22 protein-coding genes are annotated in these 23,930 nt (G+C 48.3%); 14 read left to right on the top strand and 8 right to left on the bottom strand.

The window, feature by feature from the left end:
- Window positions 1–8 precede the first annotated feature (8 nt).
- Genes AOC06_RS06135 through AOC06_RS06120 form a run of 4 tightly spaced genes read left to right on the top strand, consistent with a single transcriptional unit; the run spans window position 9 to window position 3,922 of the window.
- Window positions 9–1,250: a molybdopterin molybdotransferase MoeA gene (locus tag AOC06_RS06135; RefSeq protein WP_215379489.1), complete on the top strand. Its 1,242-nt coding sequence runs from the start codon at window positions 9–11 to the stop codon at window positions 1,248–1,250.
- A gap of 3 nt (window positions 1,251–1,253) precedes the next feature.
- Complete coding sequence (moaD, locus tag AOC06_RS06130; RefSeq protein WP_215335891.1) at window positions 1,254–1,511, top strand: molybdopterin converting factor subunit 1; 258 nt, start codon at window positions 1,254–1,256, stop codon at window positions 1,509–1,511.
- Entirely contained in the window at window positions 1,512–1,967 is a 456-nt protein-coding gene (gene moaE, locus AOC06_RS06125) for a molybdopterin synthase catalytic subunit MoaE (protein WP_215379487.1), read from the top strand. It abuts the gene before it with no gap.
- A gap of 47 nt (window positions 1,968–2,014) precedes the next feature.
- Window positions 2,015–3,922, top strand: a complete 1,908-nt coding sequence (locus tag AOC06_RS06120) for an ATP-binding cassette domain-containing protein (RefSeq protein ID WP_215379484.1) — start codon at window positions 2,015–2,017, stop codon at window positions 3,920–3,922.
- Here AOC06_RS06120 and AOC06_RS06115 read toward each other — a convergent pair.
- The 4 genes from AOC06_RS06115 to AOC06_RS06100 form a co-directional block, all read right to left on the bottom strand.
- Window positions 3,919–4,239, bottom strand: coding sequence for a chaperone modulator CbpM (locus AOC06_RS06115; RefSeq protein ID WP_215351231.1), 321 nt, complete (start codon window positions 4,237–4,239; stop codon window positions 3,919–3,921). The two genes, AOC06_RS06120 and AOC06_RS06115, sit on opposite strands and share 4 nt — an antisense overlap.
- Before the next feature lie 3 nt (window positions 4,240–4,242).
- Complete coding sequence (locus AOC06_RS06110) at window positions 4,243–5,220, bottom strand: DnaJ C-terminal domain-containing protein (RefSeq protein ID WP_215351228.1); 978 nt, start codon at window positions 5,218–5,220, stop codon at window positions 4,243–4,245.
- A 67-nt stretch (window positions 5,221–5,287) separates the two neighbouring features.
- Window positions 5,288–6,568, bottom strand: a complete 1,281-nt coding sequence (locus AOC06_RS06105; RefSeq protein WP_215379481.1) for an NAD(P)/FAD-dependent oxidoreductase — start codon at window positions 6,566–6,568, stop codon at window positions 5,288–5,290.
- Between the two features lie 4 nt (window positions 6,569–6,572).
- Window positions 6,573–6,887, bottom strand: coding sequence for a c-type cytochrome (locus AOC06_RS06100; RefSeq protein ID WP_215379478.1), 315 nt, complete (start codon window positions 6,885–6,887; stop codon window positions 6,573–6,575).
- Between the two features lie 64 nt (window positions 6,888–6,951).
- On the opposite strand from AOC06_RS06100, the gene AOC06_RS06095 reads away from it, so the two are divergent.
- Genes AOC06_RS06095 through AOC06_RS06085 form a run of 3 tightly spaced genes read left to right on the top strand, consistent with a single transcriptional unit; the run spans window position 6,952 to window position 10,540 of the window.
- Entirely contained in the window at window positions 6,952–8,694 is a 1,743-nt protein-coding gene (locus tag AOC06_RS06095; protein WP_215379476.1) for an ArnT family glycosyltransferase, read from the top strand.
- On the top strand, window positions 8,691–9,896 hold the full coding sequence (locus tag AOC06_RS06090) for a sialidase family protein (protein WP_215379474.1): 1,206 nt from the start codon (window positions 8,691–8,693) through the stop codon (window positions 9,894–9,896). The genes AOC06_RS06095 and AOC06_RS06090 overlap by 4 nt, the downstream gene beginning before the upstream one ends.
- Window positions 9,896–10,540 carry a hypothetical protein gene (locus AOC06_RS06085; RefSeq protein WP_215379473.1) on the top strand — a complete coding sequence of 215 codons (645 nt, stop codon included), beginning with the start codon at window positions 9,896–9,898 and terminating at the stop codon, window positions 10,538–10,540. The genes AOC06_RS06090 and AOC06_RS06085 overlap by 1 nt, the downstream gene beginning before the upstream one ends.
- Window positions 10,541–10,606: 66 nt before the next feature.
- On the opposite strand, the gene AOC06_RS06080 is transcribed toward AOC06_RS06085, so the two are convergent.
- The 3 genes from AOC06_RS06080 to fabI all read right to left on the bottom strand — a co-directional run bounded on the left by AOC06_RS06080 (window position 10,607) and on the right by fabI (window position 13,782).
- A complete protein-coding gene (locus AOC06_RS06080; RefSeq protein ID WP_215379471.1) occupies window positions 10,607–11,599 on the bottom strand; it encodes a tripartite tricarboxylate transporter substrate-binding protein in 993 nt (330 codons plus the stop codon).
- An 81-nt stretch (window positions 11,600–11,680) separates the two neighbouring features.
- Window positions 11,681–13,000, bottom strand: coding sequence for a chromate efflux transporter (gene chrA, locus AOC06_RS06075; RefSeq protein WP_215379469.1), 1,320 nt, complete (start codon window positions 12,998–13,000; stop codon window positions 11,681–11,683).
- Window positions 12,997–13,782, bottom strand: coding sequence for an enoyl-ACP reductase FabI (gene fabI / locus AOC06_RS06070; RefSeq protein WP_215379467.1), 786 nt, complete (start codon window positions 13,780–13,782; stop codon window positions 12,997–12,999). The genes chrA and fabI overlap by 4 nt, the downstream gene beginning before the upstream one ends.
- 50 nt (window positions 13,783–13,832) lie before the next feature.
- On the opposite strand from fabI, the gene AOC06_RS06065 reads away from it, so the two are divergent.
- The 5 genes from AOC06_RS06065 to AOC06_RS06045 all read left to right on the top strand — a co-directional run bounded on the left by AOC06_RS06065 (window position 13,833) and on the right by AOC06_RS06045 (window position 20,235).
- The gene (locus AOC06_RS06065) at window positions 13,833–15,710 is read left to right on the top strand and encodes an extracellular solute-binding protein (protein ID WP_215379465.1); all 1,878 of its coding nucleotides are present in this window, start codon (window positions 13,833–13,835) and stop codon (window positions 15,708–15,710) included.
- Between the two features lie 11 nt (window positions 15,711–15,721).
- A complete protein-coding gene (locus AOC06_RS06060; RefSeq protein ID WP_215381864.1) occupies window positions 15,722–16,786 on the top strand; it encodes a microcin C ABC transporter permease YejB in 1,065 nt (354 codons plus the stop codon).
- Window positions 16,783–17,808, top strand: a complete 1,026-nt coding sequence (locus AOC06_RS06055; RefSeq protein WP_215379463.1) for an ABC transporter permease — start codon at window positions 16,783–16,785, stop codon at window positions 17,806–17,808. Before AOC06_RS06060 ends, AOC06_RS06055 begins: the two co-directional genes overlap by 4 nt.
- The gene (locus AOC06_RS06050; RefSeq protein ID WP_215379462.1) at window positions 17,805–19,463 is read left to right on the top strand and encodes an ABC transporter ATP-binding protein; all 1,659 of its coding nucleotides are present in this window, start codon (window positions 17,805–17,807) and stop codon (window positions 19,461–19,463) included. Before AOC06_RS06055 ends, AOC06_RS06050 begins: the two co-directional genes overlap by 4 nt.
- 127 nt (window positions 19,464–19,590) lie before the next feature.
- Window positions 19,591–20,235 carry a C40 family peptidase gene (locus tag AOC06_RS06045; RefSeq protein WP_215379460.1) on the top strand — a complete coding sequence of 215 codons (645 nt, stop codon included), beginning with the start codon at window positions 19,591–19,593 and terminating at the stop codon, window positions 20,233–20,235.
- 15 nt (window positions 20,236–20,250) lie between these two features.
- Here the strand turns inward: AOC06_RS06045 and AOC06_RS06040 are convergent, their stop codons facing one another.
- Complete coding sequence (locus AOC06_RS06040) at window positions 20,251–21,144, bottom strand: patatin-like phospholipase family protein (RefSeq protein ID WP_215379458.1); 894 nt, start codon at window positions 21,142–21,144, stop codon at window positions 20,251–20,253.
- A 197-nt stretch (window positions 21,145–21,341) separates the two neighbouring features.
- On the opposite strand from AOC06_RS06040, the gene scpB reads away from it, so the two are divergent.
- Complete coding sequence (gene scpB / locus AOC06_RS06035; RefSeq protein ID WP_215379456.1) at window positions 21,342–22,022, top strand: SMC-Scp complex subunit ScpB; 681 nt, start codon at window positions 21,342–21,344, stop codon at window positions 22,020–22,022.
- A 6-nt stretch (window positions 22,023–22,028) separates the two neighbouring features.
- Complete coding sequence (rluB, locus tag AOC06_RS06030) at window positions 22,029–23,750, top strand: 23S rRNA pseudouridine(2605) synthase RluB (protein WP_215379453.1); 1,722 nt, start codon at window positions 22,029–22,031, stop codon at window positions 23,748–23,750.
- Window positions 23,751–23,930: the final 180 nt, after the last annotated feature.

Below are 23,930 nucleotides of genomic sequence, written 5' to 3'. Positions count from 1 at the left end.
AAGCTGCTATGAATAAGCCACCGATGCTGACTGCTGAGCAGGCACTTGAGCATTTACTCAGTCATGCAAGAGCAGTTTCAGAAACTGAGCGCGTTGCCATGCAAGCTGCCCTTGGGAGAGTGCTTGCTGAAGATGTTAATAGCTTAGTAGATGTGCCGCCACTGGATAACACCTCAATGGATGGCTATGCAGTGCGAACTGCTGACATCACCAAAGAGGGTGCAGTACTAAAAGTGAACCAGCGGATTCCGGCGGGTTCGGTAGGGAAGCCTTTAGAGGTAGGGTGTGCTGCACGAATTTTTACAGGGGCACCTATCCCACCTAATGCGGATGCGATCATTATTCAGGAAGACACCACTCTTATTGAAGGTCAAGCCGATCAAGTACAAGTGAATTACATCCCTAAATTAGGTCAATGGATTCGTCGTCGCGGTGAGGATCTCAGCGCTGGAAAAGTGGCGCTTCAGGCTGGAACGTTTCTGCGCCCTCAAGAGTTAGGGGTTGCTGCTTCGGCCGGTTTAACCCATTTAAATGTGAAGCGTCGCGTACGCGTTGCTACATTCTTCACTGGCGATGAGTTAGCTCTGCCGGGTGAGCCATTAAAGCCAGGCGGTATCTACAACTCTAATCGCGATACCTTGTTAGCCTGCTTACGTTCATTAGGATGTGACGCGATGGATTTGGGAATTATTCCGGATCGGCTCGATGCCACACGCGAGGCTTTGCGTAAAGCTAGTAAAGATCATGATTTGATTATTACCTCTGGTGGAGTATCGGTGGGTGAAGAGGATCACATTAAGCCTGCAGTGACTGCAGAGGGCCGCCTAGATTTATGGCAGATCGCCATTAAGCCCGGAAAGCCTTTGGCATTCGGTGCGGTTCGTAAAGCAGAACAAGCAGAGTCAGGGGAGGCTTGGTTTATCGGCTTGCCTGGCAATCCGGTTTCTAGCTTTGTCACTTTCTTGCTCTTTGTTCGTCCTTTCATTTTGAAATTACAAGGGCGTGATTCAGGGTCGATGACTGCCTACCCAATGCGAGCCGATTTCAATTGGCCTAAAGCAGATCGGCGTAATGAATTCTTGCGCGTTAAAGTCAATAGCAAAGGCGGTCTAGATTTATTTCCTAATCAGAGCTCTGGAGTCTTAACCAGTGCTTCATGGGGTGATGGTTTGATCGATTGCCCCCCAGGCCAAGCTTTTGAGGCGGGTAGTATGGTGAAGTACATCCCTTTTAGTGCGTTACTCGCTTAATCTATGCAGATTCAATTACGCTTCTTTGCTGCTCTGCGCGAGAAACTGGGTGTTTCGCAAGAAAGCATCGATGTCCCGGCAGAAGTAAAGACGATCGATGATCTCAAGGCTTATCTTTGCAAACGAGATGCACTGTGGTCTGAGGTCTTCACTGGTAACAGGATTATTCGTTGTGCCTTAAATCAAGAGATGGTTGATTCAAGTACACCATTAATGGAAGATGCGGAAGTCGCTTTCTTTCCGCCGGTGACTGGAGGCTAAATGATCATTCGGATTCAGGAAGCAGACTTTGACCTCAGTACGGAGATTGCTAATCTGCGTAAAGGTGATTTGCAAGTCGGTGCAGTGGTCTCTTTTCTGGGCACTGTAAGAGATATGAACGAGGGTAGTGAGGTGCATTCAATGACTCTCGAGCATTACCCTGGTATGACTGAGAAAGCCTTGGAGGCGATCGTTGCTCAAGCCAAAACTCGCTGGGATATTCGCAATACCTTGATTATTCACCGCGTAGGACCTCTCAAACCAGAGGATCAAATCGTTCTAGTAGCAGTCACAAGCGCACATCGAGCCGAAGCATTTGCTGCTTGCGAGTTCATGATGGATTACCTCAAAACTGCTGCTCCCTTCTGGAAAAAGGAAGAGACTGCCGAAGGTGGGCGTTGGGTTGATGCCAGAGTTACTGACGATGCTGCTATGGCGCGCTGGATGAAGAGCTAAAGCAGCAATAATTCAGAGGCATTTGTCAAAGTAGCGATAATGCTGTCATGGCTCTAATCGTACTCACTGATGCAAAACTGGCTTTTGGCCACGTTGATCTACTCGCAAATACTGCTTTTTCTCTTGAATCTGGTGAGCGTGTCGGCCTCATTGGTCGCAATGGTACCGGCAAATCTTCTTTATTGAAGATTCTGGCTGGCATAGAAAAGCTTGATGATGGCCTTTTGCAATATCAGCAAGGTCTTCGCATTGCTTATGTTCCTCAAGAGCCACTCTTTGACGCAAATGAAAGCATCTTTGAAGCTGTTTCTAAAGGAGTAGCCCAAGCAAAAGCATTGCGTGAAGAGTATGAGGCACTGAGCATAGGTGAGTGGGATGATGCTTCTCATCATCGCCTTGACGAAGTTCAGTCTCAATTAGAAGCGCTTAGCGGTTGGAATTGGGAACAGCGTGTTCATGAAACCCTAGACCGCTTACATCTCGATGCCGAAGCCAAAATCAATACCCTGTCTGGTGGCACCAAAAAAAGAGTTGCTCTAGCCAGAGCTTTAGTGGAAGTGCCCGATGTCTTGTTGCTAGATGAGCCTACTAACCATTTGGATTTAGATTCGATTTCCTGGCTCGAAGAGTTGCTGAAAGAGTATCAGGGCTCAGTGATTCTGATTACCCATGACCGCGCATTCTTGGACAACGTTTGCACTCAGATTGTTGAGCTTGATCGGGGCATCCTCAGATCCTATCCCGGTAATTTTTCTGCTTATGAAGTACTGAAGGATCAAGAGTTAAGCGCAGAGTCTCTCGCTAATGCTCGGGCTGATAAATTGCTAGCGCAAGAAGAGGTCTGGATTCGTAAGGGCGTGGAGGCTAGAAGAACCCGCAGCGTCGCTCGTATTGCTCGACTAGAACAACTGCGCACCAGTCGTAGTGAGCGTCGCGATGCCATTGGTCAAGTTAAGCTGGCTGTCTCTGCAGGTGATCGCAGTGGCAAAATTGTGGCTGATCTGCAGAATGTTTCTAAAACCTACGATCGCCCAATCGTGAAAGATTTCACGGCGACGATTTTGCGTGGTGACAAGGTGGGACTCTTAGGCCCCAATGGTGCTGGCAAGACCACTTTACTCAAGTTGATCTTAGGATCGATTCAGCCTGATTCGGGTTCGGCCACAATGGGTACCCGTATTGAGATCGCCTACTTTGACCAAATGCGTGAAGGTCTTGATCTCAATGCCTCCTTAGAGGATTACATTAGTCCTGGCAGCGAGTGGGTTGAGATCAATGGTAATAAAAAACACGTCAAGAGTTATTTGAGCGATTTTCTGTTTGCACCAGAACGCACCAATTCCCCTGTGAGTACTTTATCGGGTGGCGAACGTAATCGTTTGCTCTTAGCCCGCTTATTTGCAAGACCTGCCAATGTCCTGGTCCTCGATGAGCCAACCAATGACCTGGATATCGATACACTCGATTTGCTAGAGCAACTCCTACAAGATTACAAAGGTACAGTATTTTTAGTAAGCCATGACCGTTATTTTCTGGATAACGTCGTAACGAGCATTATTGCCAATGAGGGTGATGGCTTCTGGCGTGAGTACGAGGGTGGTTATGAAGACTGGAAGATTCAAAAGGCACGCTCTGACAAAATTCGTGCCAGCAAGACTCCTGCAAAAATAGAAGCTAAGCCAGAGCCCAAGACGGAGGTAAAGCCAATCAAAGTCGAGAGTAAAGTTCAAAAACTCAATGGTAAAGAGCGTCAAGAGTTAGAGCAATTACCCCTGCAAATTGAAGCACTAGAGGAAGACCAGGCAGAAATTGGCATCACAATGAGTAAGCCCGAGTTATATCAGAACGAGCCGGAGTTATTAGCTAGCCTTCAAGCTCGTTTGAGCGAGATTAATGCTGACTTGGATCGAAAAATGCAACGCTGGGAATTGCTACTCGCTAAATCCGAATCTTAGGCAGGCTTGCCTAAGCGCAATAGCTCTGCACGCAATTGAGTAATTTGATCCATCAGGTCTAAGGCCAGTGCCAGACCTGAAGTATTGATTTCAAAATCCCGTGTGAGGCGTGCAGCAGTTTTGGCGCGCTTTAAAGAGTCTCCACTAAAGCGCCAGTCTTGAGGGCTGGCACCTGCTGGGCTGAGGACGCCCTCCGAGACCCAATCCATGATGAGTTGCTCAGGCGTGCTGGCTGCGTGAGACAGTTCTACGATCGTCATATGGACTTCATCCTCAACGATAGTGCTTTCAATCCAAGTGATATTCGTTTGGCTCATCGCTTATCCCTTCAAGTGAGATCTGGGCTTGAAATCAAATGCTTTTTCAAGCTCTTGATACGCTGCTTTTTGCATATCGCTTTGTGCTTCGGGTAAAACAATATTCGGGACTACATAAAAGTCACCAGGCTCTTTGCTCGGGATTCCTTTTCCTTTCAGCCTCATCTTGCGGCCCGACTTGGTGTTGGGGGGTATGGTTAATTCCAGAGTGCTACCAGCTGGTGTGGGAATGTTCACATTCGTACCTAACGCTGCCTCCCAAGGAGCCAGTGGTAAATCGAGATACACATCTTTCCCATCTACTTTGTAAAGTGGGTTAGGGTGAAACTCAATTTCCAGATAGAGATCTCCGGCACCACCTTCGCCCATACCAGCACCACCTTGTCCACCCAGACGAAGATTCTGCCCAGCCTTAATCCCCTTCGGAATATTGACGTCTAGCTTACGCTCTTGCGTACTGACATGACCTTCTGCATCTTGAACTGGCATGTGCAAAGAGATAGTCCGCTTAGCCCCGTTATAGGCATCAGCTAAATCAATCAGAATTTTTGCGTGATGATCTTGCCCTTTGAAATGCATGCCTTGGCGAGCATTGCCACCACGACCACCTTGACGGTGTCTTGCACGACCAAATAAAGATTCAAAGAATTCGCTTTGATCGCCGTCGTAGCCGCCGCCATATCCGCCGAAGCCAGCATTGGGATCCTCAGAAAATTCAAAACCGGCATTCCAATTAGGGGGAGGACTAAAGTCTTGGCCTTGCTTCCAATTGCTACCCATTTGATCGTAGGCCGCCCGCTTTTCTGTATCTTTGAGAACGGAGTAGGCCTCGCCAATCTCTTTGAAGCGCTCTTCAGCATCCTTCTCTTTATTGACATCTGGGTGATATTTGCGAGCAAGCTTGCGATAAGCAGTCTTGATTTCTGCTTCAGTTGCGCCACGGGCAACACCGAGTGTTTCGTAATAGTCCCGAAATTTCATGGTTCTAGCGTGATCCCCATTGAATGTTTACCTCAATAAAGGGATTCTACAGCCCTTCGTATTTCAATTACGCTAAGGTGTCTGCCCAGATATTGTGAGCCCAGCCCCAAGCGTAGCTTGCCTCTGTATTAGAGGATTCTGAGGAGAGGCCGCCAGCGCCTGGTACTGATTTAAAGGTTTTTGCTTGGGCATCGTATTGATGAACGCTGGCAACATGAACGGCGGCATGCTCATTCACAAAGCTATAGCATGTGTTATTGACAACGGGCGCGGGATTGATTGGCCAATCGTTCAGTTGTGCAATGATGGCTGCCGCGGCTACTTTGGCATGTTGATTGGCCATATGACCTGACTTTGGCATGAGTGGCGCTGTCTGGATAGCATCTCCCAGCACATGAATGTCCTTCGCTGCAGTGGCTTCAAAATTGAGGAAGTCAACATTGACCCAGCGTCCATTCGCATTCGCTAGCCCCGTCTTGATGGCAATTTCACCAGCACTCATGGCTGGTAAAACATTCAATACATCGGCTCGCACATCATCCTGCACTTCGAAGCGGAGTGTTTTGGTTTTAGCATCAACGCCAGCAACGTTGTGTGAAGGAAAATATTCAATTAGTCCAGAGTATTGCTCTGCCCAAGCTTTTTTAAAGAGCGCTCCCTTTGAAGTGATGTCTTGATTGGCATCCAAAATCAGTACTTTAGACTTCGGTTTATGTTGCTTTAAGTAATTGGCAACCAAGCTGGCTCGTTCATATGGTCCAGGAGGGCAGCGATAGGGCGCCTCAGGAATGCTGATAGCGAACACGCCACCATCGCGCATAGCAGCTAATTGTTTATAGAGCATCAGCGTTTCAGGACCGGCCTTCCAGGCTTGTAATGTCACGCCTGCTTGATTGGCCTTGGCAAGACCCTCAATAGAATTCATCATCAAACTGATGCCGGGAGAAAGGACGACTTTGTCATAGCTGAGAACGGATCCTGAAGACAGTTTGACGGTCTTCTTATCAGGGTCTATCGCACTCACGCTATCACGAATAAGTTTGATGCCATGATGCTTGGTCAGGCCTTCATAGGGCGATGTGATATCTGCCATCGTACGCATACCTGCTACAACAAAATTCGACATGGGGCAAGACAAGAAGCTCGCATTAGGTTCAATCAATATGACATTGGCCGTATTGTTCGAAAACAGGCGCAGATATTTAGCAGCCGTTGCACCACCAAAGCCACCACCAATCACTAAAATCTGTGCTTTACCTAAGCTGGCTTGGGCAAAAGAAGAGAATCCCCCCAGCAAGCTTAAGCCAGCGGCGCTATGAGCCAGAAAGTGACGGCGACTATTATTCATCTTCTTATGGCTTCTGACCAAGTTGATTGGCAATGCTCTCTAGTTGAGCATCGGTATAGCCTTTGGTTAACTGAGGCATGAGCGTGCCAGACCTAGTGCCTGATTTATAAGCTAAAAGTTGTGCCAGTAATTCTTCGCTGCTCAATTGGCTAATTAAAGGAATGCTGGCATTGGGTACACCCTTGCCATTCGTACCATGGCAATTGGCGCAAGTAGCAGCCAAACCCTGTTGATCAAGTTGATCGGCTGTAGAGATTTGAGCCCAGCAAGAAGAGCTGAGGCTGACAAATAGTAAAACGCTATAGGCGAGGGATTTCACTTGAGGTCTCTCTGATTCATGGATTCATTTTATCCCTCCCGATCAAAACCGATAAACTGTCGGGATGCAAGGCAATTTCTCAATCCGTAGCGCGCTTCTAATCCTGTTATTAGCGGTCGTGAGCTATTTTTATGGATTAGATAGCCGCTTTGCTCCAAAGAATGGGGACGAGTATCCCTATATGCATATCGCGCGCCTGACTGCGGACTCTGGCCATTGGCTGCCTTTGCAGTCCGAGATGGATGGCTTAAAAAATACCAAACCCCCCTTACTGTTTTGGCAGGGAATCGCTAGTACCTCTTGGGCAAGTCATTGGACTTTATGGAATCTTCGGTGGCCCAATCTCCTTTATACGGGCTTAACCGCTTTCTGTTTATTTTTAGCGGTGCGACGTTTTAGCGCTCAAACAAAGACGGGAATATTGGCTGCTCTAGTGTGGCTAGCTTTTTTCTCAAGCTATCGTTATGGTCGACCTTTCTTAACCGATCCCGCAGAAGTCTTTTTCTTAACCCTTCCTTTTATGGGATTGTTGTATTGGGGTAAGGCAGCCTTTGACTCCCGTTTGCTATTCCCGGTATTTGCCGCCCTATGTTTTGGTCTGGCATTGCTCGCTAAATCTTTTGCCTATATCGTACCAGCCACATTTGCCCTAACTCTCTGTTACTGGCGCTGGCGTGAGTGGAGTCTGTCTAAATTCACTACCCGCGATCTCTTGAAGTTGGTCTTGATTGTGATTGTGGCCTTAGGTGTATTTGCTATTTGGTTCTTGCTCGATCCTTCGCCTGAGGCAATTTGGAGAGAATTTGTCTTGGGTGAGAACGCGGGCAAGTTTCAGGCGAGAAGCTCTAACTACTTATTCGATCTCTTCCGAGGTGGCGATAGTGTCTGGATGCTGATTCTGACCACTTTAGCCAACGCTGGTCTATTCATTGCCGTCCTGGTTAACACGCTCTGGCAATGTTGGCGTGAGCGGCGCTTTCTGTCCATTGAAGAAAATCTCTTGCTACTCTTGATTGCCGCCTTCTTGATTGTCTTTAGTCTACCAAGCCAACGCTCTGGACGCTATCTATTGCCGGTGATGCCAGCCTTTGCTGCATTGATTGCATTGCATTGGCAACGCTTATCCTTTTGGGGCTTTCGGTTTGCTTTGGTTCTACAGTTGATCATCCTCGGTGCTCTGACGTGGGTAGGCTTTAATCTCCAAGCTGAAAATCCAATCTGGCATTACTCCCTCTGGCATTGGATCTTGATGGCGATCAGTGTGACTTGCGCATTGCTAGGCCTTATCAAAACACCATGGTGTAAGTCACTGACATTGGCTGTCTGCTTCCTCTCTTATTGCGCTCTCAATAGCAGTCTTGCCCCACTAGAAGGCGCATTGGGTCGCTATGACGCCCGGACCATTGCAGCTGTTCAGGAAAAAGCGGTCTGGATTCCTTGTGACTATCGCGCCAAAGACGAAGAGTATCGCTTGCTATTACCTGGGGCACAGTTGCACGGTTATCCATCTCAGCAGGCAAATGACATCTCCGGCTTACTAGGCCAATATCCATTGGTGGCTGTCCAAACCCCTTTGAACTCATCAATTGAAGAGAAGCTAGCAGCTTGCCCTTCTTGCAATATCATTGGCCGCCGTATGGAAATGCGGGCAAGACAAACGCCGCAAGAGATTGAGGCGATACTAAAGGGTCATATTGGGGAGTATCTTTTTGTGAATGAATATTTAATCGCAGGTCCGGCGATCGTTCCAAGTGTTGAGCCTGGTAATGAATTGAGCAGCGGACTGCTTAAGGATGCTTGTAGATGATGCGCGTTGTAGCACTGTGTTTTTTATTGCTGGCAACAGTCCTCGGTTTCTTGCATCTGGATAGTCATCCTGCATGGGCGCCGTTTCAGATACAAGAGCTGGTTAGTGTTGACCCAGAATCTAGCCACAACAGTAAAGCGGTAGTGGTTCAGCCCAAATCAGATTGGCTGCCCGATACTGGCGCAGCTTCAGTTCATGCGGCTTCATTGATTACCCTTAAAGATGGCGCATTGCGAGCCTTCTGGTTTGCCGGTAGCCGCGAGGGGGCAGCAGATGTAGTGATCAACAGTGCTGTATTTGACCCACACACTAATACTTGGGGTGAGCCGACGGTAGTGATCGATCGGATGACTGCTGAAAAATCCTTGGCGCGCTATATTGCCAAATTGGGTAACCCTGTTCCTGCTAGGGCGGCTGACGGGCAGCTACAACTATTTTTTGTTACGGTATCCATAGGGGGATGGGCGGGTAGCTCAATCTCCACCATGAGTTCGGCTGATGAGGGGCTAACGTGGAGTAAGCCACAACGCTTAATTACTTCGCCGTTTACCAACTTGAGTACCTTAGTAAAAACACCCGCTATTTCTTTTACAGATAACCGCCTCGGTTTACCCGCTTACCACGAGTGGATTGGTAAGTTTGGGGAGTTACTACGAATCGATGGTGATCAAGTGATTGATAAGCGCCGGATGAGCTCGGGTCGCAGCGCGATTCAACCACTCGTGTTGGTCGATAGTCCTGAAAAAGCCCATGCCTACTTCCGTCAGACCCGAGGGGGCCCTCAAGCACATCAAATCCCTGTTAGTGAAACGCAAAATGCCGGCCAGTCTTGGCAGGCTCAAGCCGACCTTCCGATTGTCAATCCTAATGCTGCCATTACGGGAGTGCTGTTACCCAGTGGCTTAAGAGTGCTCGTAGCCAATGACCTCGAATCGGGGCGCGATCGTTTGGTGATGCTGGCTCAAGATCATTCAGCTGCGCAATGGCAAATCATTGATGTGCTCGAGGATGATGAAGCCTTGGCACCAGAACAGCGCCGAGAGTTTTCTTATCCTTACATCATTGCTAATGGTTCTCAAGTCGACTTGGTCTATACCTGGGATCGAAAAAAGATTCGGCATATTCGTTTTGATGCTGGCTGGATTCAGCAAGCTTATAGCAACGCACAAGCGAAGTCCATAATCAGCGAGGAGGCTAAGTAATGAAAAATATCATGCAGACGATCGCCTTGCTCGAGATGTCGATCACTTGTGCCGCGCTCATAGTTTGGGCGATCCAAAGAAACTTCGAGGCGCAAATACCGGTGGCAGCCCGAATGATCTTGGCCTTGCTATTTGCCAATCTTTTTTATTGGCCGCTCGGCATGTTTATGCAATTGCCACTAGCAGCCTATATCCGCGGTATAACTGGCGATCTCAGTGTGGTCACTTTGCTCTTGCTCTGGTCGAGTGTGTTGCTTGATCGCGTTGATCCCAGAAATACCGAAGCACATTTTGTGCCGATTGGGTTTAAGGTGTCGATCGTCGTCATCGCATTCGGTTTTTATCCCTTTGCGCTTGGTGTCGGAATGTTTGATCCTTATGGGTGGGGCTATGCGAGTATTGGGTTCTTGATGGTCGTGTCGATATTTGCGGCCATCCTGGCAATCGCAAACTGGACTAAGGGCGCATTGATTATTGCCTTGGCGATTCTGGCGTGGTCGATTCATTGGCATGAGTCTGCGAACCTATGGGATTATTTATTGGATCCTTTCCTCATGATTTGGGCTTTATTTGCTTGTATTAGTGCTATCCGACGTAAGCGACGCGAGCGTTTGCAGTCAGGATTCTTATTTAGAGCGGGATAAGATCTCGCCACAAGAAAAAAGCCAGCAACACGCTGGCTTTTTCACTAATGGAGTCGAGTCAGATATTTAATCTGCATAAGCTCCAGCTTTACGAATGACGGGACCCCATTTATTAATTTCAGAGTCTAGTTGAGTCTTGAGAGACTCAGAAGTCACTTTGCTCATTGGGACAACTTCAATATTCGATTCGCCTAGGCGGGCCTTAACCTCAGGATTATTGAGAGCCACTTTGAGTGCTTTATTAATTCTGGCAAGCACTTCGGGTGGAGTGCCTTTTGGCGCATAGAGACCATGCCATGCTTTGACTTCAAAACCTTTTAGACCTTGTTCGTCAAGCGTGGGAATGCTAGGCAGGCCTGGAAGGCGTTTCAGGGTTGTAACACCATAGGCTTTGACGAGATTGTCTTTAATGTAAGGAACAGTTTGAGTGGTCTGGTCGCACAATAAATCGACTTGACCACCGAGCAGATCAGTTAAGGCTGGGCCTGTTCCCTTGTAAGGCACAGTGGTAAGTTCCACACCTTCACGAGACATCAATAAAAGACCACATAACTGAGACACTGAGCCGGGTCCCGCGTTAGCAATCGTCACCTTTTCTTTATTGACCTTGATATAAGCCTCAAGCTCTTTAAAGTTGTTTGCTGGAAAGTTTTTGCGACCCAAGAGCACCATTGGCACATCAACGACTTGACCAATATATTCAAAGTCTTTCATGGGATCAAAGGGGAGCTTTTTGTACAAAGCTGGTGCAGTTGCCATACCCATATGATGCAGATACAGAATATAGCCATCTGGAGCCGCCCGTGCCACACGAGTAGAGGCAATCGTGCCACCAGCACCCACAGTATTTTCAACAATCACCGTTTGGCCAAGCTCTTTGCCCATAGGCACTGCGATTAAGCGGGCAACAGCATCAGTTGGTCCACCTGCTGAGAAAGGTACTACTAGAGTAATGGGTTTATTGGGGTAAGCGTCAGCGGCAATTGCCGTTCCGATCAGGCCATAAGTGGCTGCGACTAGTGCAAACAAGCCGCTAAATAATGATGAGTGAATCTTCATGGGGATCTCCGTTTTCAAGCTTGAATTATTTTTTTACCTAGCTGTGATTGTGCCAGCTTTAGGGGTTTCCTAGATTGGTGTTTACCAGTAAGAAACAAGGAAGTTCAATAGTCCCGCCAAAGCTGCTCCAGCAATGATGGTAATTACCCCGCGCTGGTATTTGAATAAGGCAATGGCTGATAGCACGCAAATCACAATTGAAGCCCAAGAGATTGATCCGCTGAAGCCGGCAGGAAAAAAGACATGGTAGGCAAAAAATATTCCCAAATTAGCAATCACACCAACAACTGCTGCGGTGATGGCAGTCAAGGGTGCGGTCAAGCTCAGCTTACCGTGAGTCGATTCAATAAGTGGACCGCCGACTACGATAAAAAAGAAGGAGGGCAGAAAAGTAAACCAAGTGGCTACCACGGCACCAAGTGCGCCGAACCAAAAGGGATTGAGATTACTCGACAGATGAGTGAGATGTCCCGCAAGATAACCCACAAATGCCACGACCATAATCAATGGACCTGGAGTTGTTTCTCCCAAAGCGAGACCGTCGATCATTTGTCCTGCGCTGAGCCACTGATAATGTTCAACCGCACCTTGATAAACATAAGGCAAAACAGCATAAGCCCCACCAAAGGTTAAAAAGGCAGCCTTGGTAAAGAAATAAGCCAGTTGAGGATAGAGGCTTTCCCAGCCACCCAAAGCGCAAAGTAAGCCGATGGGTAAAAGCCAAAAACAAAGTGCGAGCAGGCTGTGTCGAATCGCCTTGCCGGAGGAAAATTTCGCATGCTCAGGAGTTGGGGTGTTGTCATCGATGATGGCTGGCCCAAAGTGCTCTGAGTTGCTCCCGTGCGATTGTTGCGTTTGAAAATATTCTGGATAACGTTTGCTAGCCCACCAACCAATCAAGGCGGCAATCACTACGATGATGGGAAAAGAAATATTGAAAAGAAAGATCGCTAGAAAGGATCCCAGTGCAATCAATTGCAAGAAGCGGTTATGAATCGTGCGTTTGCCAATGCGAACTGCGGAGAATATAACAATTGCAGTGACTGCAGGCTTAATTCCAAAGAAGATAGCCGCTATCCACGGTATCTGTCCAAAAGTCAGGTAGATCCAGGATAGAGCAATCAAAATCACGAGTGAGGGCAGAATAAATAAACTACCCGCTAATAAGCCGCCCCAGCCCCGATGCATCAGCCAACCAATATACGTTACCAATTGTTGTGCTTCAGGTCCCGGTAAAAGCATGCAGTAGTTCAAAGCATGTAAAAAGCGCCGCTCAGAAATCCAACGACGCTTTTCAACTAACTCTTGATGCAAAACTGCAATCTGTCCTGCAGGACCACCAAAGCTAATGAAGCCTAGCTTAGCCCAAAACTTCAGGGCTTCGCGTAGCGGAACACTCAAGCGTCTTCCATTCCGCCAACCACTTGGCTAAAGCCGTTATCAACGTAAATGATTTCAGCAGTAATGCCGTTAGCTAAATCAGATAAGAGGAAGGCTGCGCTATTGCCAACATCATCAATCGTGACATTACGACGTAAGGGTGCAGTCGCCTCAACTGCTTCTAAGATCTTGCCGAAGCCTTTGATGCCAGAGGCTGCCAAAGTTTTGATTGGGCCTGCAGAAATACCGTTCACACGAATTCCTTTGGGGCCTAATGAACCTGCCAGATAGCGAACCGATGCCTCCAAAGATGCCTTGGCTAAGCCCATGGTGTTGTAATTGGGTACATTGCGCATCGAGCCCAAATAAGTCAGCGTCAATAAAGCAGATTTGTCACGCAACATGGGCATGGCTTCTTTAGCCATCGCTGGAAAACTATAAGCAGAAATATCATGGGCAATTTTGAAGCCCTCGCGGCTCAAGCCGTCCAAGAAATCACCGGCAATGGCTTCGCGAGGAGCAAAACCAATGGCATGTACAAAACCATCAAATTGGGGCCAGGTTTTGGCTAAATCCCTAAAGAGTGCGGTGATTTGTTCATCGCTGCCGACGTCACAGTCAAAAATCAGATCGGTATTGAATTCTTTAGCAAAATCGACAATGCGGTCTTTAAAACGCTCACCCACGTAGGTGAAGGCTAATTCAGCCCCTTCGCGATGGCACGCCTTAGCGATGCCATAGGCAATTGAGCGGTTGGAAAGAAGGCCGGTAATGAGGATTTTTTTGCCGGTCAGAAAGCCCATAGAGTGTCCTTTGCTTCAAATGTGGTTTGCTATCTACAATTGTTACATATATGCCGATTTACTCATCCCTTCCCCCATTCTGCATTCAGCGCCTGATTGCGGGTTTAGTCCTGCTACTCAGCCTCATTAGCATCCCAAGTTACGGCTCACAGGGAATCGCGCAGTATGGAAAACCAAAGTATGCCGATGGATTTAGCCACTTTGATTACGTTAATCCCAATGCACCTCGAGGTGGTACGCTGACCTTACCCAACCCGGGGTCCAGAAGCAGTTTTGATAAGTTCAATCCTTTCACCCTCAGAGGCGTCACCGCCCCTGGTATCGAGTTGATGTTTGAATCTTTGGCTGAGGGTAGTGCAGATGAAGTGGCCAGCATCTATGGCCTATTGGCAGAGGATATTGCTGTTGCGGCCGATCGTAAATCAGTGACATTTCGCCTGAGGCCTGAAGCAAAGTTTTCAGATGGCAGTCCAGTCATGGCTGCAGATGTTAAATACAGTTTTGATATGTTGATGAGTGGGCAGGCTCATCCTCGCTATAAGACTACTTTCGGGGATATTCAACAGGTAGTGGTCTTATCTCCAAGAGAAGTGCGGTTTGATTTCAGGAACCAAAATCCCGAACTGCCACTTCTAGCCGGAACCATGCCGATCTTTTCGCGTAACTGGGGCAAGAAGGTGGATGGTACTTACATTCCATTTGATCAACTTGACTTTGAGACCCCGATTGGCAGCGGCCCTTATTTAATTGAATCTTATAAAGCAGGAAAGTCGATTACTTTCAAACGCAATCCTGATTACTGGGCGGATCATGTAAATAAATCCCTGAATGTGCGGGTGGGTTTTTACAACTTCGATCGGATTGTTTACAAGTTATACAGTGATGATGCGGTGCGTCTCGAGGCATTCAAGGCGGGTGAGTTTGATGCCCTAGTTGAGTACCGCGCTAAGATTTGGGCCAAAGGCTATGTCGGCTCTAAATTTAATGACGGCAGCTTATTGAAAAAAGCCTTCTTGAATCACAATGGTGCCGGCATGCAGGGCTTTGCGATGAACTTGCGCCGGCCAATTTTTCAGGATGTGCGCGTCCGTCAGGCTCTGGGTTATGCGCTTGATTTTGAATGGTTAAACCGCCAACTCTTTTTTGATCAATACAGTCGCATTAATAGTTATTTCACGAACAGTGATTTGAGTGCCAATTTTGATGGGCCACGTAAACCAACCGAAGCGGAGTTGAAGTTACTCAGACCCCTGAAGGAAAAATACCCCCGCTGGGTACCGGATGCTGTATTTGGTCCTATGCCGCCAGCGCCATCAACTGCCGCACCAGCCAGCTTGCGTCAAAACCTGCGAAAGGCGCGTGAGTTATTGGCAGATGCTGGCTGGACTTATCGTGATGGCGCTTTAAGAAATATTCAAGGTGAGCCATTCCGTTTTGAAATGGTCGAAGACGGCGGCTTCTTTCTGAGAGTCATTTCTGCCTATACCCGTAATTTGGAGAAGTTGGGAATTCAGGTGGATGTCAGAACCAGTGATTTCGCCCTCCATCAAAAGCGGATGAACGAATACGATTTTGATATGACGACGGTTCGCTTTCCAGACTCACAAAGCCCAGGTAACGAGCTGTGGGATCGCTTTGGTAGCCAAGCCGCTAAAGAAAAGGGCTCGGATAATGTCATCGGCATTCAGTCGCCAGTCGTGGATGCCTTGGTTGGAGAAATTACTAAAGCCCAGAACCGAGAGCAGTTACGAGCAGCGAGTCGAGCACTCGATCGAGTCTTATGGAATAGTTATCTTGTCGTACCCCAATGGTATAACCCAACACATCGAATCGCCTTCAGAAAAGAAATGCGCTATCCAGAACCCCCGTCGTATTACATGGCTGAAACTTGGATCCTGCAGAACTGGTGGAAAGCAGAGGCGCCCTGATGCAAGTACAGATGCGTTCTTACATTGCAAAGCGTTTGTTGTTGATGATCCCGACGCTATTGGGTGTCTTGACCCTCACTTTTGCAGTAGTGCAATTTGTTCCTGGCGGTCCAGTAGAACAAATGGTGCTGGAGCTAAAGGGCAAGGGTAATGGCTCGGTAGGGGGTTCTGAGTCTTCTGGCGCTGGTGCGACTTATCGGGGGCGCCAAGGAATTGATGAGCAGCGTCTAGCTGAGGTCAAGGCTCTATATGGTTTTGATAAGCCACCAGTAGAGCGCTACTTCATGATGTTGGGACGCTTTGCTAGATTTGATTTAGGTCAAAGCTATTACCAACACCAAAGCGTGTGGCATTTGGTGGTTTCCAAATTACCCGTGTCAATCAGCATTGGTTTGTGGACTTTCTTTATCACCTATTTAATTTCGATTCCCTTGGGTATTGCTAAAGCAGTGCGAGAAGGTTCTCGCTTTGATACGGTGACGAGTACCATTATCTTGGTGGGTTATGCCATTCCAGGGTTTGTGTTGGGAGTCTTGTTGCTCGTGCTCTTTGGAGGGGGTAGCTTCTTACAGCTATTCCCCTTGCGTGGTTTAACTTCTGATAATTGGTCAGACCTCAGTTTGATTGGCAAGATTCTGGATTACCTCTGGCATTTGGTCTTGCCCATTACTGCAATGGTGCTAGGCAGTTTCGCAGTGGTCACGATGCTGACCAAGAACTCTTTTTTAGAGGAAATTCGCAAGCAGTATGTGTTGACAGCAAGAGCCAAGGGCTTAAGCGAGCAACAAGTCCTATGGAAGCATGTCTTTCGTAATGCGCTTTTGCCCTTAGTGACAGGATTTCCTGCCGCTTTCATTGGCGCCTTCTTTACAGGCTCTCTTTTGATTGAGACCTTGTTCTCTCTAGATGGCCTTGGTCTCCTCTCGTATGAGTCTGTCATGCGACGCGATTACCCGGTAGTGTTTGGTACTTTGTATTTGTTCACCCTGATTGGTCTATTTACCAAATTGATCTCGGATCTCTGTTATGTCTACATTGATCCTCGTATTCAGTTTGGCGCAGGAGGGGGCTCGTGAGTCGCTGGCAACGATTTAAGCGCAATCGCACAGGCTATGTGAGTCTGTGGATTTTTCTGTTGTTGTTTGGCTTTAGTATGTGCGCCGATTTCATTGCCAATGACAAGCCGCTGATTGTTCGTTACAACGGGCACTTCTATTTTCCGATTGTGCACAATCAAGCCGAGACGGTTTTTGGTGGAGACTTTGCTACGCCGACAGATTTTCTGGATCCCGATATTCGTCACAACATTACCAATGATGGCAATTGGGCGATCTACCCACTGATTCCTTATAGCTACGAAACCCTCAATTACTTTTCACAGGTCCCCAATCCCGCCCCACCATCCGCGGAAAATTGGTTTGGCACTGACGATCGTGGGCGCGATGTCTTATCGCGTTTGATTTACGGCTTTCGTTTATCCATTCTTTTTGGCCTTGCACTCACCATTGTGGGGGTTGGTGTGGGCATCATCACAGGCTCTTTGATGGGTTTCTTTGGTGGTAAGTTTGACTTGATCTCTCAGCGCCTGATTGAAATCTGGGGCTCAATGCCTGAACTCTATCTACTGATTATCTTTGCCTCGATCTTTAATCCTAGCGTCTTACTATTAATTGTGTTGCTGGCGGCTTTTGGTTGGATGGGTTTGTCTGATTATGTCCGTGCGGAGTTTTATCGTAATCGTGCCCTTGAGTATGTTCGTGCGGCTAAAGCTTTAGGGCTTACCAATTTTCAGATCATGCTGCGCCACATACTGCCAAATAGTTTGACACCAGTGATTACCTTTCTACCATTCCGAATGAGTGCTGCCATTTTGTCCCTCACCAGTTTGGACTTCTTGGGTTTGGGTGTTCCACCAGGTACGCCAAGTCTTGGTGAGCTGCTCTCACAAGGCAAAGGGAATTTAGATGCGTGGTGGATCTCCCTCTCCACCTTTGTGGTCCTAGTAGCAACACTGCTTCTTCTGACCTTTATGGGGGAGGCCCTGCGCAACGCGTTTGATTCTCGTCAATCAGGCTCGGTCAGCGGGGTGCGCTCGTGAATACCTTATTGCGCTTCGAAGATGTAAGTATTTCTTTTGGAACAGGGCGTCGCGAGAAGTTTGCACTGAGCCATCTTGATTTAGAAATCGGGGTTGGTGAGCGAGTTGCTTTGGTTGGCGAGTCCGGCTCTGGAAAAACCTTAAGCGCGCTAGCTCCTTTGAGACTTGAGCCCGAAGGCGCCAAGATGACCGGTCGGATTTGGTGGAGTGGCAAAGAGAATGCACAACGGCAAGCCGCTACCAAGCCAGTCGATTTACTGTCTCTGCCAATTGAAAAGATTCGTCAGATCCGCGGACGAGAAATCGCTATGGTATTTCAGGAGCCGATGACAGCTCTGAATCCCTTATTTACTATTGGTGATCAGATTATTGAAGCAGTCCAGATTGATGAGCCCTTCATCTCTAAAGCAGATGCCTTTGCAGCAGCGGTGGATCTCTTGCGTAAGACCGGAATCCCTGAGCCTGAAAAACGCTTTCATTCTTACCCGCACCAGCTATCTGGCGGACAAAGACAGCGCGCGATGATTGCGATGGCTCTGGCGTGTAAACCCCGTTTGCTCATTGCGGATGAGCCCACGACTGCACTCGATGTGAGTTTGCGTTTACAGATTCTGGATTTACTAAAAGAGCTTCAAGAGGAATCTAAAGATCACGGCGGCATGGGCATTCTGTTGATTACGCATGACCTCAATCTCGTGAAGCACTTTGCCCATCGTGTGGCAGTGTTGAACCAGGGTAATTTAGTTGAGTTCGGCGTGACCAAGCAAGTCTTTGAACATCCAGAAAATCCATATACCCAAACTTTGGTCAATAGCGAGCCCTTGCGAAACTTAGCCCCTGTGATGCCGCTTGCTCCAGTCTTGTTGCAAACTAATCATTTGTCAGTCTCCTATCCCAGTCTAGATTCAGGATCGTGGCTTAAGAAGGCGCCAAGACATTCGGTATTAAAAAAGATTGGCTTCGGCCTGAAACAAGGGCAAACCATCGGTGTGATCGGAGAGTCCGGCTCTGGTAAAACAACATTAGGGATGGCGGTGCTCGGTCTCTTGAGTGATTCAGCTGCTGAAGTGACTGGTGAGGTGGATGTGCTCGGAAATGATTGGAAAACTCTGAAGTCTGCTCAAAGAAGAGCATTGCGCTCGAGCTTGCAGGTCATTTTCCAGGATCCCTTTGGCTCTCTCTCGCCACGGATGACGGTAATGCAAATCATTGCCGAAGGTTTGGATATTCATTTCCCAAAATTGAGTAGCGCCGAAAGAGAGCAGAGGGTGCTAGATATTTTGCGAGAGGTTGGTATTGATCGCTCTGCACTAACGCGTTATCCACATGAATTTTCTGGCGGACAGCGACAGCGCATCGCAATCGCCCGGGCACTGATTTTGCGACCCCAGATTCTGGTGCTGGATGAGCCAACGTCGGCCTTAGATGTCTCGATTCAGAAGCAAATACTGGCTTTACTGACCGAATTGCAGAAAAAATACAATTTAGCTTATTTGATGATTAGTCATGACTTGGCAGTAATTAGAGCCATGTCGCATGAGATTATGGTGCTCAAAGGTGGCAAGATGGTGGAGTTTGGTGAGACCGAAACCCTAATTAAGCACCCCAAGCAAAGCTATACCAAAGAGCTATTTGAGGCCGCCGAAATTACCTAGGCCCCTTGATTGAATGGGCAAAATTGGTGCATTTTTACCATAAATATCAAAAAAACTGTTTATAAACAGATACTTATTGATATCCGCAAGTCTTGGTAACGTCAAGCTTCTTTGTTACACTCGCCTGATGTCATTTAACAAAGCAGCCCCTCAGACCCTCAAAGGCATCCTAATGTCTTTGGGCCTTGCCGCATTTCTTGCCTGCGCTGGATTTGCCCATGCCGAGGAGGTGGTTGATGCTCCAAAAGAAAGCATGTTCCAGGCCGGGAAATCCTATTTCTCTCGCGCATCGGATCGTCTGGTTGATTCTGTCTCAGAAAAATCTGAGTCTTTGATTAATCAAGCGATGTCAGTCATTGGGGTGCGTTATCGCTGGAATGCTGAGCTGCCTCAATCTGGCTTGGATGGTAGTAGTTTTGTTGCCTATGTCTTTAAAGACAAGTTGGGATTTTTGCTTCCCAATAAGTCAACCCAAATGAGTCAGGTTGGTAAACCCATTACTCGCGATGATCTGCAGCCTGGCGACTTGGTATTTTTTAACACCATGCGTTTAACTTTTTCACACGTGGGTATTTATGTTGGCGACAACAAATTTATTCATTCACCTTCTAAGGGTGCCAGCGTGCGAGTCGATGATCTGAGTAGCGTGTATTGGGATCGTCGTTTTGACGGTGCGCGTCGTTTAGATAGTGGAGATGCATTGGGCGGTGCTGAGCGTCGCGAGCTGCTCGATCAAATCAACAATATCAAGCGTAAGCCCCAAAGCCTCTAGTTCAAACTCAAGTGATTACAGTTTGAGCTTGTCTTTAATGAGCGCCATTTGTTCTTGAGTGGCAACCTCGCCAGCCAAGATGGCTGCATTTCTGGCCTTGAAATCACTTCCACTCATTTGTTTGAGTTGCGGTTGGATTGCAATGTCAGCACTTTTCAGTTCATATTGATTGATGCTGTTCTGCATGATGGAAATGGTTTGTTGTAGAACACCGAAGGTACCACTGGCATCTTGATGTAAGGGCTCAGAAGAAATGTTGACTGCGATCACAACAGTTGCGCCCATCTGTCTGGCATAGCTCACCGGTACGGGGGCTACTAAACCACCATCCACATATTCCTTGCCATTAATGCTTGCTGGTTGAAATACGCCAGGCACACTACAGGATGCTCTCACTGCTAAGCCCGTATTGCCAGAGCGAAAGAGCACACCTTTGCCGGTTTGTAATTCGGTTGCGACAATGCCGAGCGGCAGATTCATTTGCTCAATGGTTTTGTTGCGCACTTCTCGATTCACCATCGCTTGCAGGGCTTCCCCTTTGATAAGGCCTCCAAAGCGACCGGCAAATGGAAGACCCCAATCGGCAATCGTGGCTTCATCCAAATTAAGTGCCAATCGATTGAGCTCATTGCCAGTGGCGCCAGATGCCAGCAGAGCGGCAATCACACTCCCGGCACTGCTTCCAACCACCAAATCGGGGCGGATACCCTGAGACTCTAGGGCCTTAATGACGCCGATGTGGGCAAACCCCCTTGCTGCGCCTGCACCTAAGACCAAGCCTAGGACCGGTTTTCGTGGCGGACTGAGGCTGCAGGCTCCTAGGCTTAGACCGCCAGCCAGACCCAGTCCCCAGCCTAAAAACTGGCGGCGGGGGGCGGAGAGGGTAAATTGGTGGAAAGATTTAGGCATATGGCTATTGTATTGAGCCTACCTTATAATGGTCTGACTGCTGACGAAGGATACTCAAATTTGCTTTGTTGTAGCTCCGGCGTCGCTTCTAATGAGAAATCCAGAGATTGATTGCCTGTTATACCGAGAAATATCTCAAACCCATTACTGAAATACTTTTTTAAGCCTACTCAGGTTATGCCTGGTAGCCCGACTTTATGGACGATCACAATAAACGCGTAATTGAAACTGCACTCTTGTGCGCGCAGGAGCCGCTGAGTGCTGCTGACCTCACTCGCTTGTTTGTAGAAGAGATATCCGCTACAGAAATTAAAGACGTCTTGGATGTCATTCAAACCGAATGGCATGACAAAGGCATGGAGTTGGTGCACATCGCAACCGGTTGGCGTTTTCAGAGTCGCTTAGCAATGCGCGAGTATTTGGATCGCCTCACTCCTGAGAAGCCACCTAAGTATTCCCGCGCTGTGATGGAAACCTTGGCGATCATTGCTTATCGTCAGCCTGTAACCCGCGGTGAGATTGAAGAGATTCGTGGCGTTGCTGTGAGTAGTAATGTGATGAAGCAGCTAGAAGACCGCGGTTGGGTAGAAGTGATTGGCCACAAAGAAACCATTGGCCGCCCAGGTTTGTATGCCACAACCAAGCAGTTCTTAGATGATCTGAGTTTGACGAATTTACAAAGTCTGCCGATGTTAGAAGATGTTGCGCCTGCTGCAGAAGACGTGGGACAGGCTGTCATTCAGTTTGATGTTGATACAGCTACCGAAACGATCACCGAGATCGTGACAGAAGAAGCCACGATTGAAACGGTGGAAGAAATCACTATCGAAATTACCGAAGAAAGCGATGCGTCAGACAATCCTGACGAGCAAAAATAATTATTAATGACTAGTTCCATCGAAAACGATTCACCACCAGTAGTGCATTCACCTCAGTCTGGCGCAGCCCCATCCCCAGCGGAGGGTGCTCCTACCGAAGGCCATGAGGGCGCAGAGCGTCGGCCGCGTAGACCTGGCAAGCACCCCTTTAATAAGAAGCGACCCTTCAATAAAGAGAAGCCGCGCAGAGAAGGCGGCGAATCAAGGGGGCCTCGTGAGGGTGGCGGGCTGCCAGCTAAATCAGCACCCAATCCTGCTGAGAGTGAAGCCTTATTCGCTGCAGTAGTTTCTGGTGAATTTGATGCTGCCTTAGATGCCCCCGAAGTGGAGGATGTAAAACATCCTGAAGGTTTTAATGAGAACGACATCTCACATCAGACAGGTGCAGAGCGCCGTGCACAGCGCGTGCGTCATGATGAAGATGCGGATGCGCCTTCTGAAGAAGAGATGAGCAGTTTGCAGTTTGCAAACGTGGATGAATTGCCTTTAAGTTTGCGAGATGAGGTCTGGTCTGATCTCGATGGTCTTGACGACGAAGCGGATGATGAAGATACCGTCAAGTTACACAAAGTGTTGGCTGATGTTGGTATGGGCTCACGCCGCGACATGGAGGATTTGATTATTCAGGGTCGTGTCTCGGTAAATGGTTTGCCTGCCCATATTGGTCAGCGCATTGGTCCAACCGATCAGGTTCGAATTAACGGCAAACAAGTCCATCGCAAGATACAAACTAAGCCACCACGCGTGATTTTGTATCATAAGCCTTCTGGCGAAATCGTCAGTCAATCTGATCCAGAGGGGCGCCCAACTGTATTTGATCGCCTACCAAAGCCACGTCAAGGCCGCTGGATTGCGGTCGGACGCTTAGACTTCAATACTGAAGGACTTTTACTCTTCACGACTTCTGGTGAATTAGCCAATCGTTTAATGCATCCACGCTATGGGATTGAGCGTGAGTACGCTGTACGTATTTTGGGTGAGCTAGGACAAGAGTCGATGGCGCAATTAAAGAGTGGCATTCAGCTCGATGATGGTCAAGCCCGTTTCTTACGCTTAACCATGGGTGGTGGTGATGGCGCTAATCGCTGGTATCACGTTGCCTTAACCGAAGGCCGTAATCGTGAAGTGCGTCGCATGTTTGAGGCAGTTGGCCATACCGTATCCCGCTTGCTTCGAACCCGCTATGGCATGTTCTTATTACCCCCAAGATTAAGACGCGGTAAGTGGGAGGAAGTTCCTGCTGAAGGCGTTGCTGCACTCATGCGCTCCGCTGGACTCAAAGTTCCTCAAGCTCAAGATAAGAGTCGTAATATGAACGGGAATGGTAATCATCATCACCGCAATCCTCAAGCGGGCGGTGATCACCAGCCCGATCCAATGCAAACCTCAGTATCTTATTGGGGTTCGCGCGACGCTCTGACGCTGGCGAGCGGGCACAATGGTTTAACTCACCAAGGCAGAGGTGGTCAGCCGAGTGGCGGCAGCGAAGGTCGTGGCCCTTTCCGTGGTCGAACCCAAGGCGGCAGACCAGGCCAAGGCGGGCAGGGTGGTCAAGGTGCTCAGGGACAAAATCGCAATAAAGCCAAAAAAGTCCATCACGGTCAGTCTGCTTTTGTGACTGGTAATCCCCAGAGTCCGGGTAATGGCCCTAAACGCGGCGCACCCAAAGGCCGCAAGCCCTTCAATAAGGGCCCTAGAAAGCCCCGTAATCCGAGCGAAAGCTTCTGATTTCTATCGATTTTCTGTTAATTCGGCTATAATTTCCTTCTTACAGCGGATTACCGCTGTTTTAGTTAGTAGCGATGGGGTACGTATTTCCCGGCTGATGTTGCGATCAACGTAAGCCGGCCTGTTCTGAATTCGAGAATATGGGCTTTGAAGCCCATTTTTTTTTGCCGTTTCGGTATG

This window comes from Polynucleobacter paludilacus, assembly GCF_018687595.1.
GTDB classification, from domain to species: Bacteria; Pseudomonadota; Gammaproteobacteria; order Burkholderiales; family Burkholderiaceae; genus Polynucleobacter; species Polynucleobacter paludilacus.
This window is presented reverse-complemented; position numbering and strand designations above follow the sequence as displayed.

What these genes read in the sequence shown, in the direction of transcription:
- AOC06_RS06135 (WP_215379489.1), top strand. Translation starts at nt 9, where the DNA reads ATGAATAAGCCACCGATGCTGACTGCTGAGCAGGCACTTGAGCATTTA.
- moaD (WP_215335891.1), top strand. Translation starts at nt 1,254, where the DNA reads ATGCAGATTCAATTACGCTTCTTTGCTGCTCTGCGCGAGAAACTGGGT.
- moaE (WP_215379487.1), top strand. Translation starts at nt 1,512, where the DNA reads ATGATCATTCGGATTCAGGAAGCAGACTTTGACCTCAGTACGGAGATT.
- AOC06_RS06120 (WP_215379484.1), top strand. Translation starts at nt 2,015, where the DNA reads ATGGCTCTAATCGTACTCACTGATGCAAAACTGGCTTTTGGCCACGTT.
- AOC06_RS06115 (WP_215351231.1), bottom strand. Translation starts at nt 4,239, where the DNA reads ATGAGCCAAACGAATATCACTTGGATTGAAAGCACTATCGTTGAGGAT.
- AOC06_RS06110 (WP_215351228.1), bottom strand. Translation starts at nt 5,220, where the DNA reads ATGAAATTTCGGGACTATTACGAAACACTCGGTGTTGCCCGTGGCGCA.
- AOC06_RS06105 (WP_215379481.1), bottom strand. Translation starts at nt 6,568, where the DNA reads ATGAATAATAGTCGCCGTCACTTTCTGGCTCATAGCGCCGCTGGCTTA.
- AOC06_RS06095 (WP_215379476.1), top strand. Translation starts at nt 6,952, where the DNA reads ATGCAAGGCAATTTCTCAATCCGTAGCGCGCTTCTAATCCTGTTATTA.
- AOC06_RS06090 (WP_215379474.1), top strand. Translation starts at nt 8,691, where the DNA reads ATGATGCGCGTTGTAGCACTGTGTTTTTTATTGCTGGCAACAGTCCTC.
- AOC06_RS06085 (WP_215379473.1), top strand. Translation starts at nt 9,896, where the DNA reads ATGAAAAATATCATGCAGACGATCGCCTTGCTCGAGATGTCGATCACT.
- AOC06_RS06080 (WP_215379471.1), bottom strand. Translation starts at nt 11,599, where the DNA reads ATGAAGATTCACTCATCATTATTTAGCGGCTTGTTTGCACTAGTCGCA.
- fabI (WP_215379467.1), bottom strand. Translation starts at nt 13,782, where the DNA reads ATGGGCTTTCTGACCGGCAAAAAAATCCTCATTACCGGCCTTCTTTCC.
- AOC06_RS06065 (WP_215379465.1), top strand. Translation starts at nt 13,833, where the DNA reads ATGCCGATTTACTCATCCCTTCCCCCATTCTGCATTCAGCGCCTGATT.
- AOC06_RS06060 (WP_215381864.1), top strand. Translation starts at nt 15,722, where the DNA reads ATGCGTTCTTACATTGCAAAGCGTTTGTTGTTGATGATCCCGACGCTA.
- AOC06_RS06045 (WP_215379460.1), top strand. Translation starts at nt 19,591, where the DNA reads ATGTCATTTAACAAAGCAGCCCCTCAGACCCTCAAAGGCATCCTAATG.
- AOC06_RS06040 (WP_215379458.1), bottom strand. Translation starts at nt 21,144, where the DNA reads ATGCCTAAATCTTTCCACCAATTTACCCTCTCCGCCCCCCGCCGCCAG.
- scpB (WP_215379456.1), top strand. Translation starts at nt 21,342, where the DNA reads ATGGACGATCACAATAAACGCGTAATTGAAACTGCACTCTTGTGCGCG.
- rluB (WP_215379453.1), top strand. Translation starts at nt 22,029, where the DNA reads ATGACTAGTTCCATCGAAAACGATTCACCACCAGTAGTGCATTCACCT.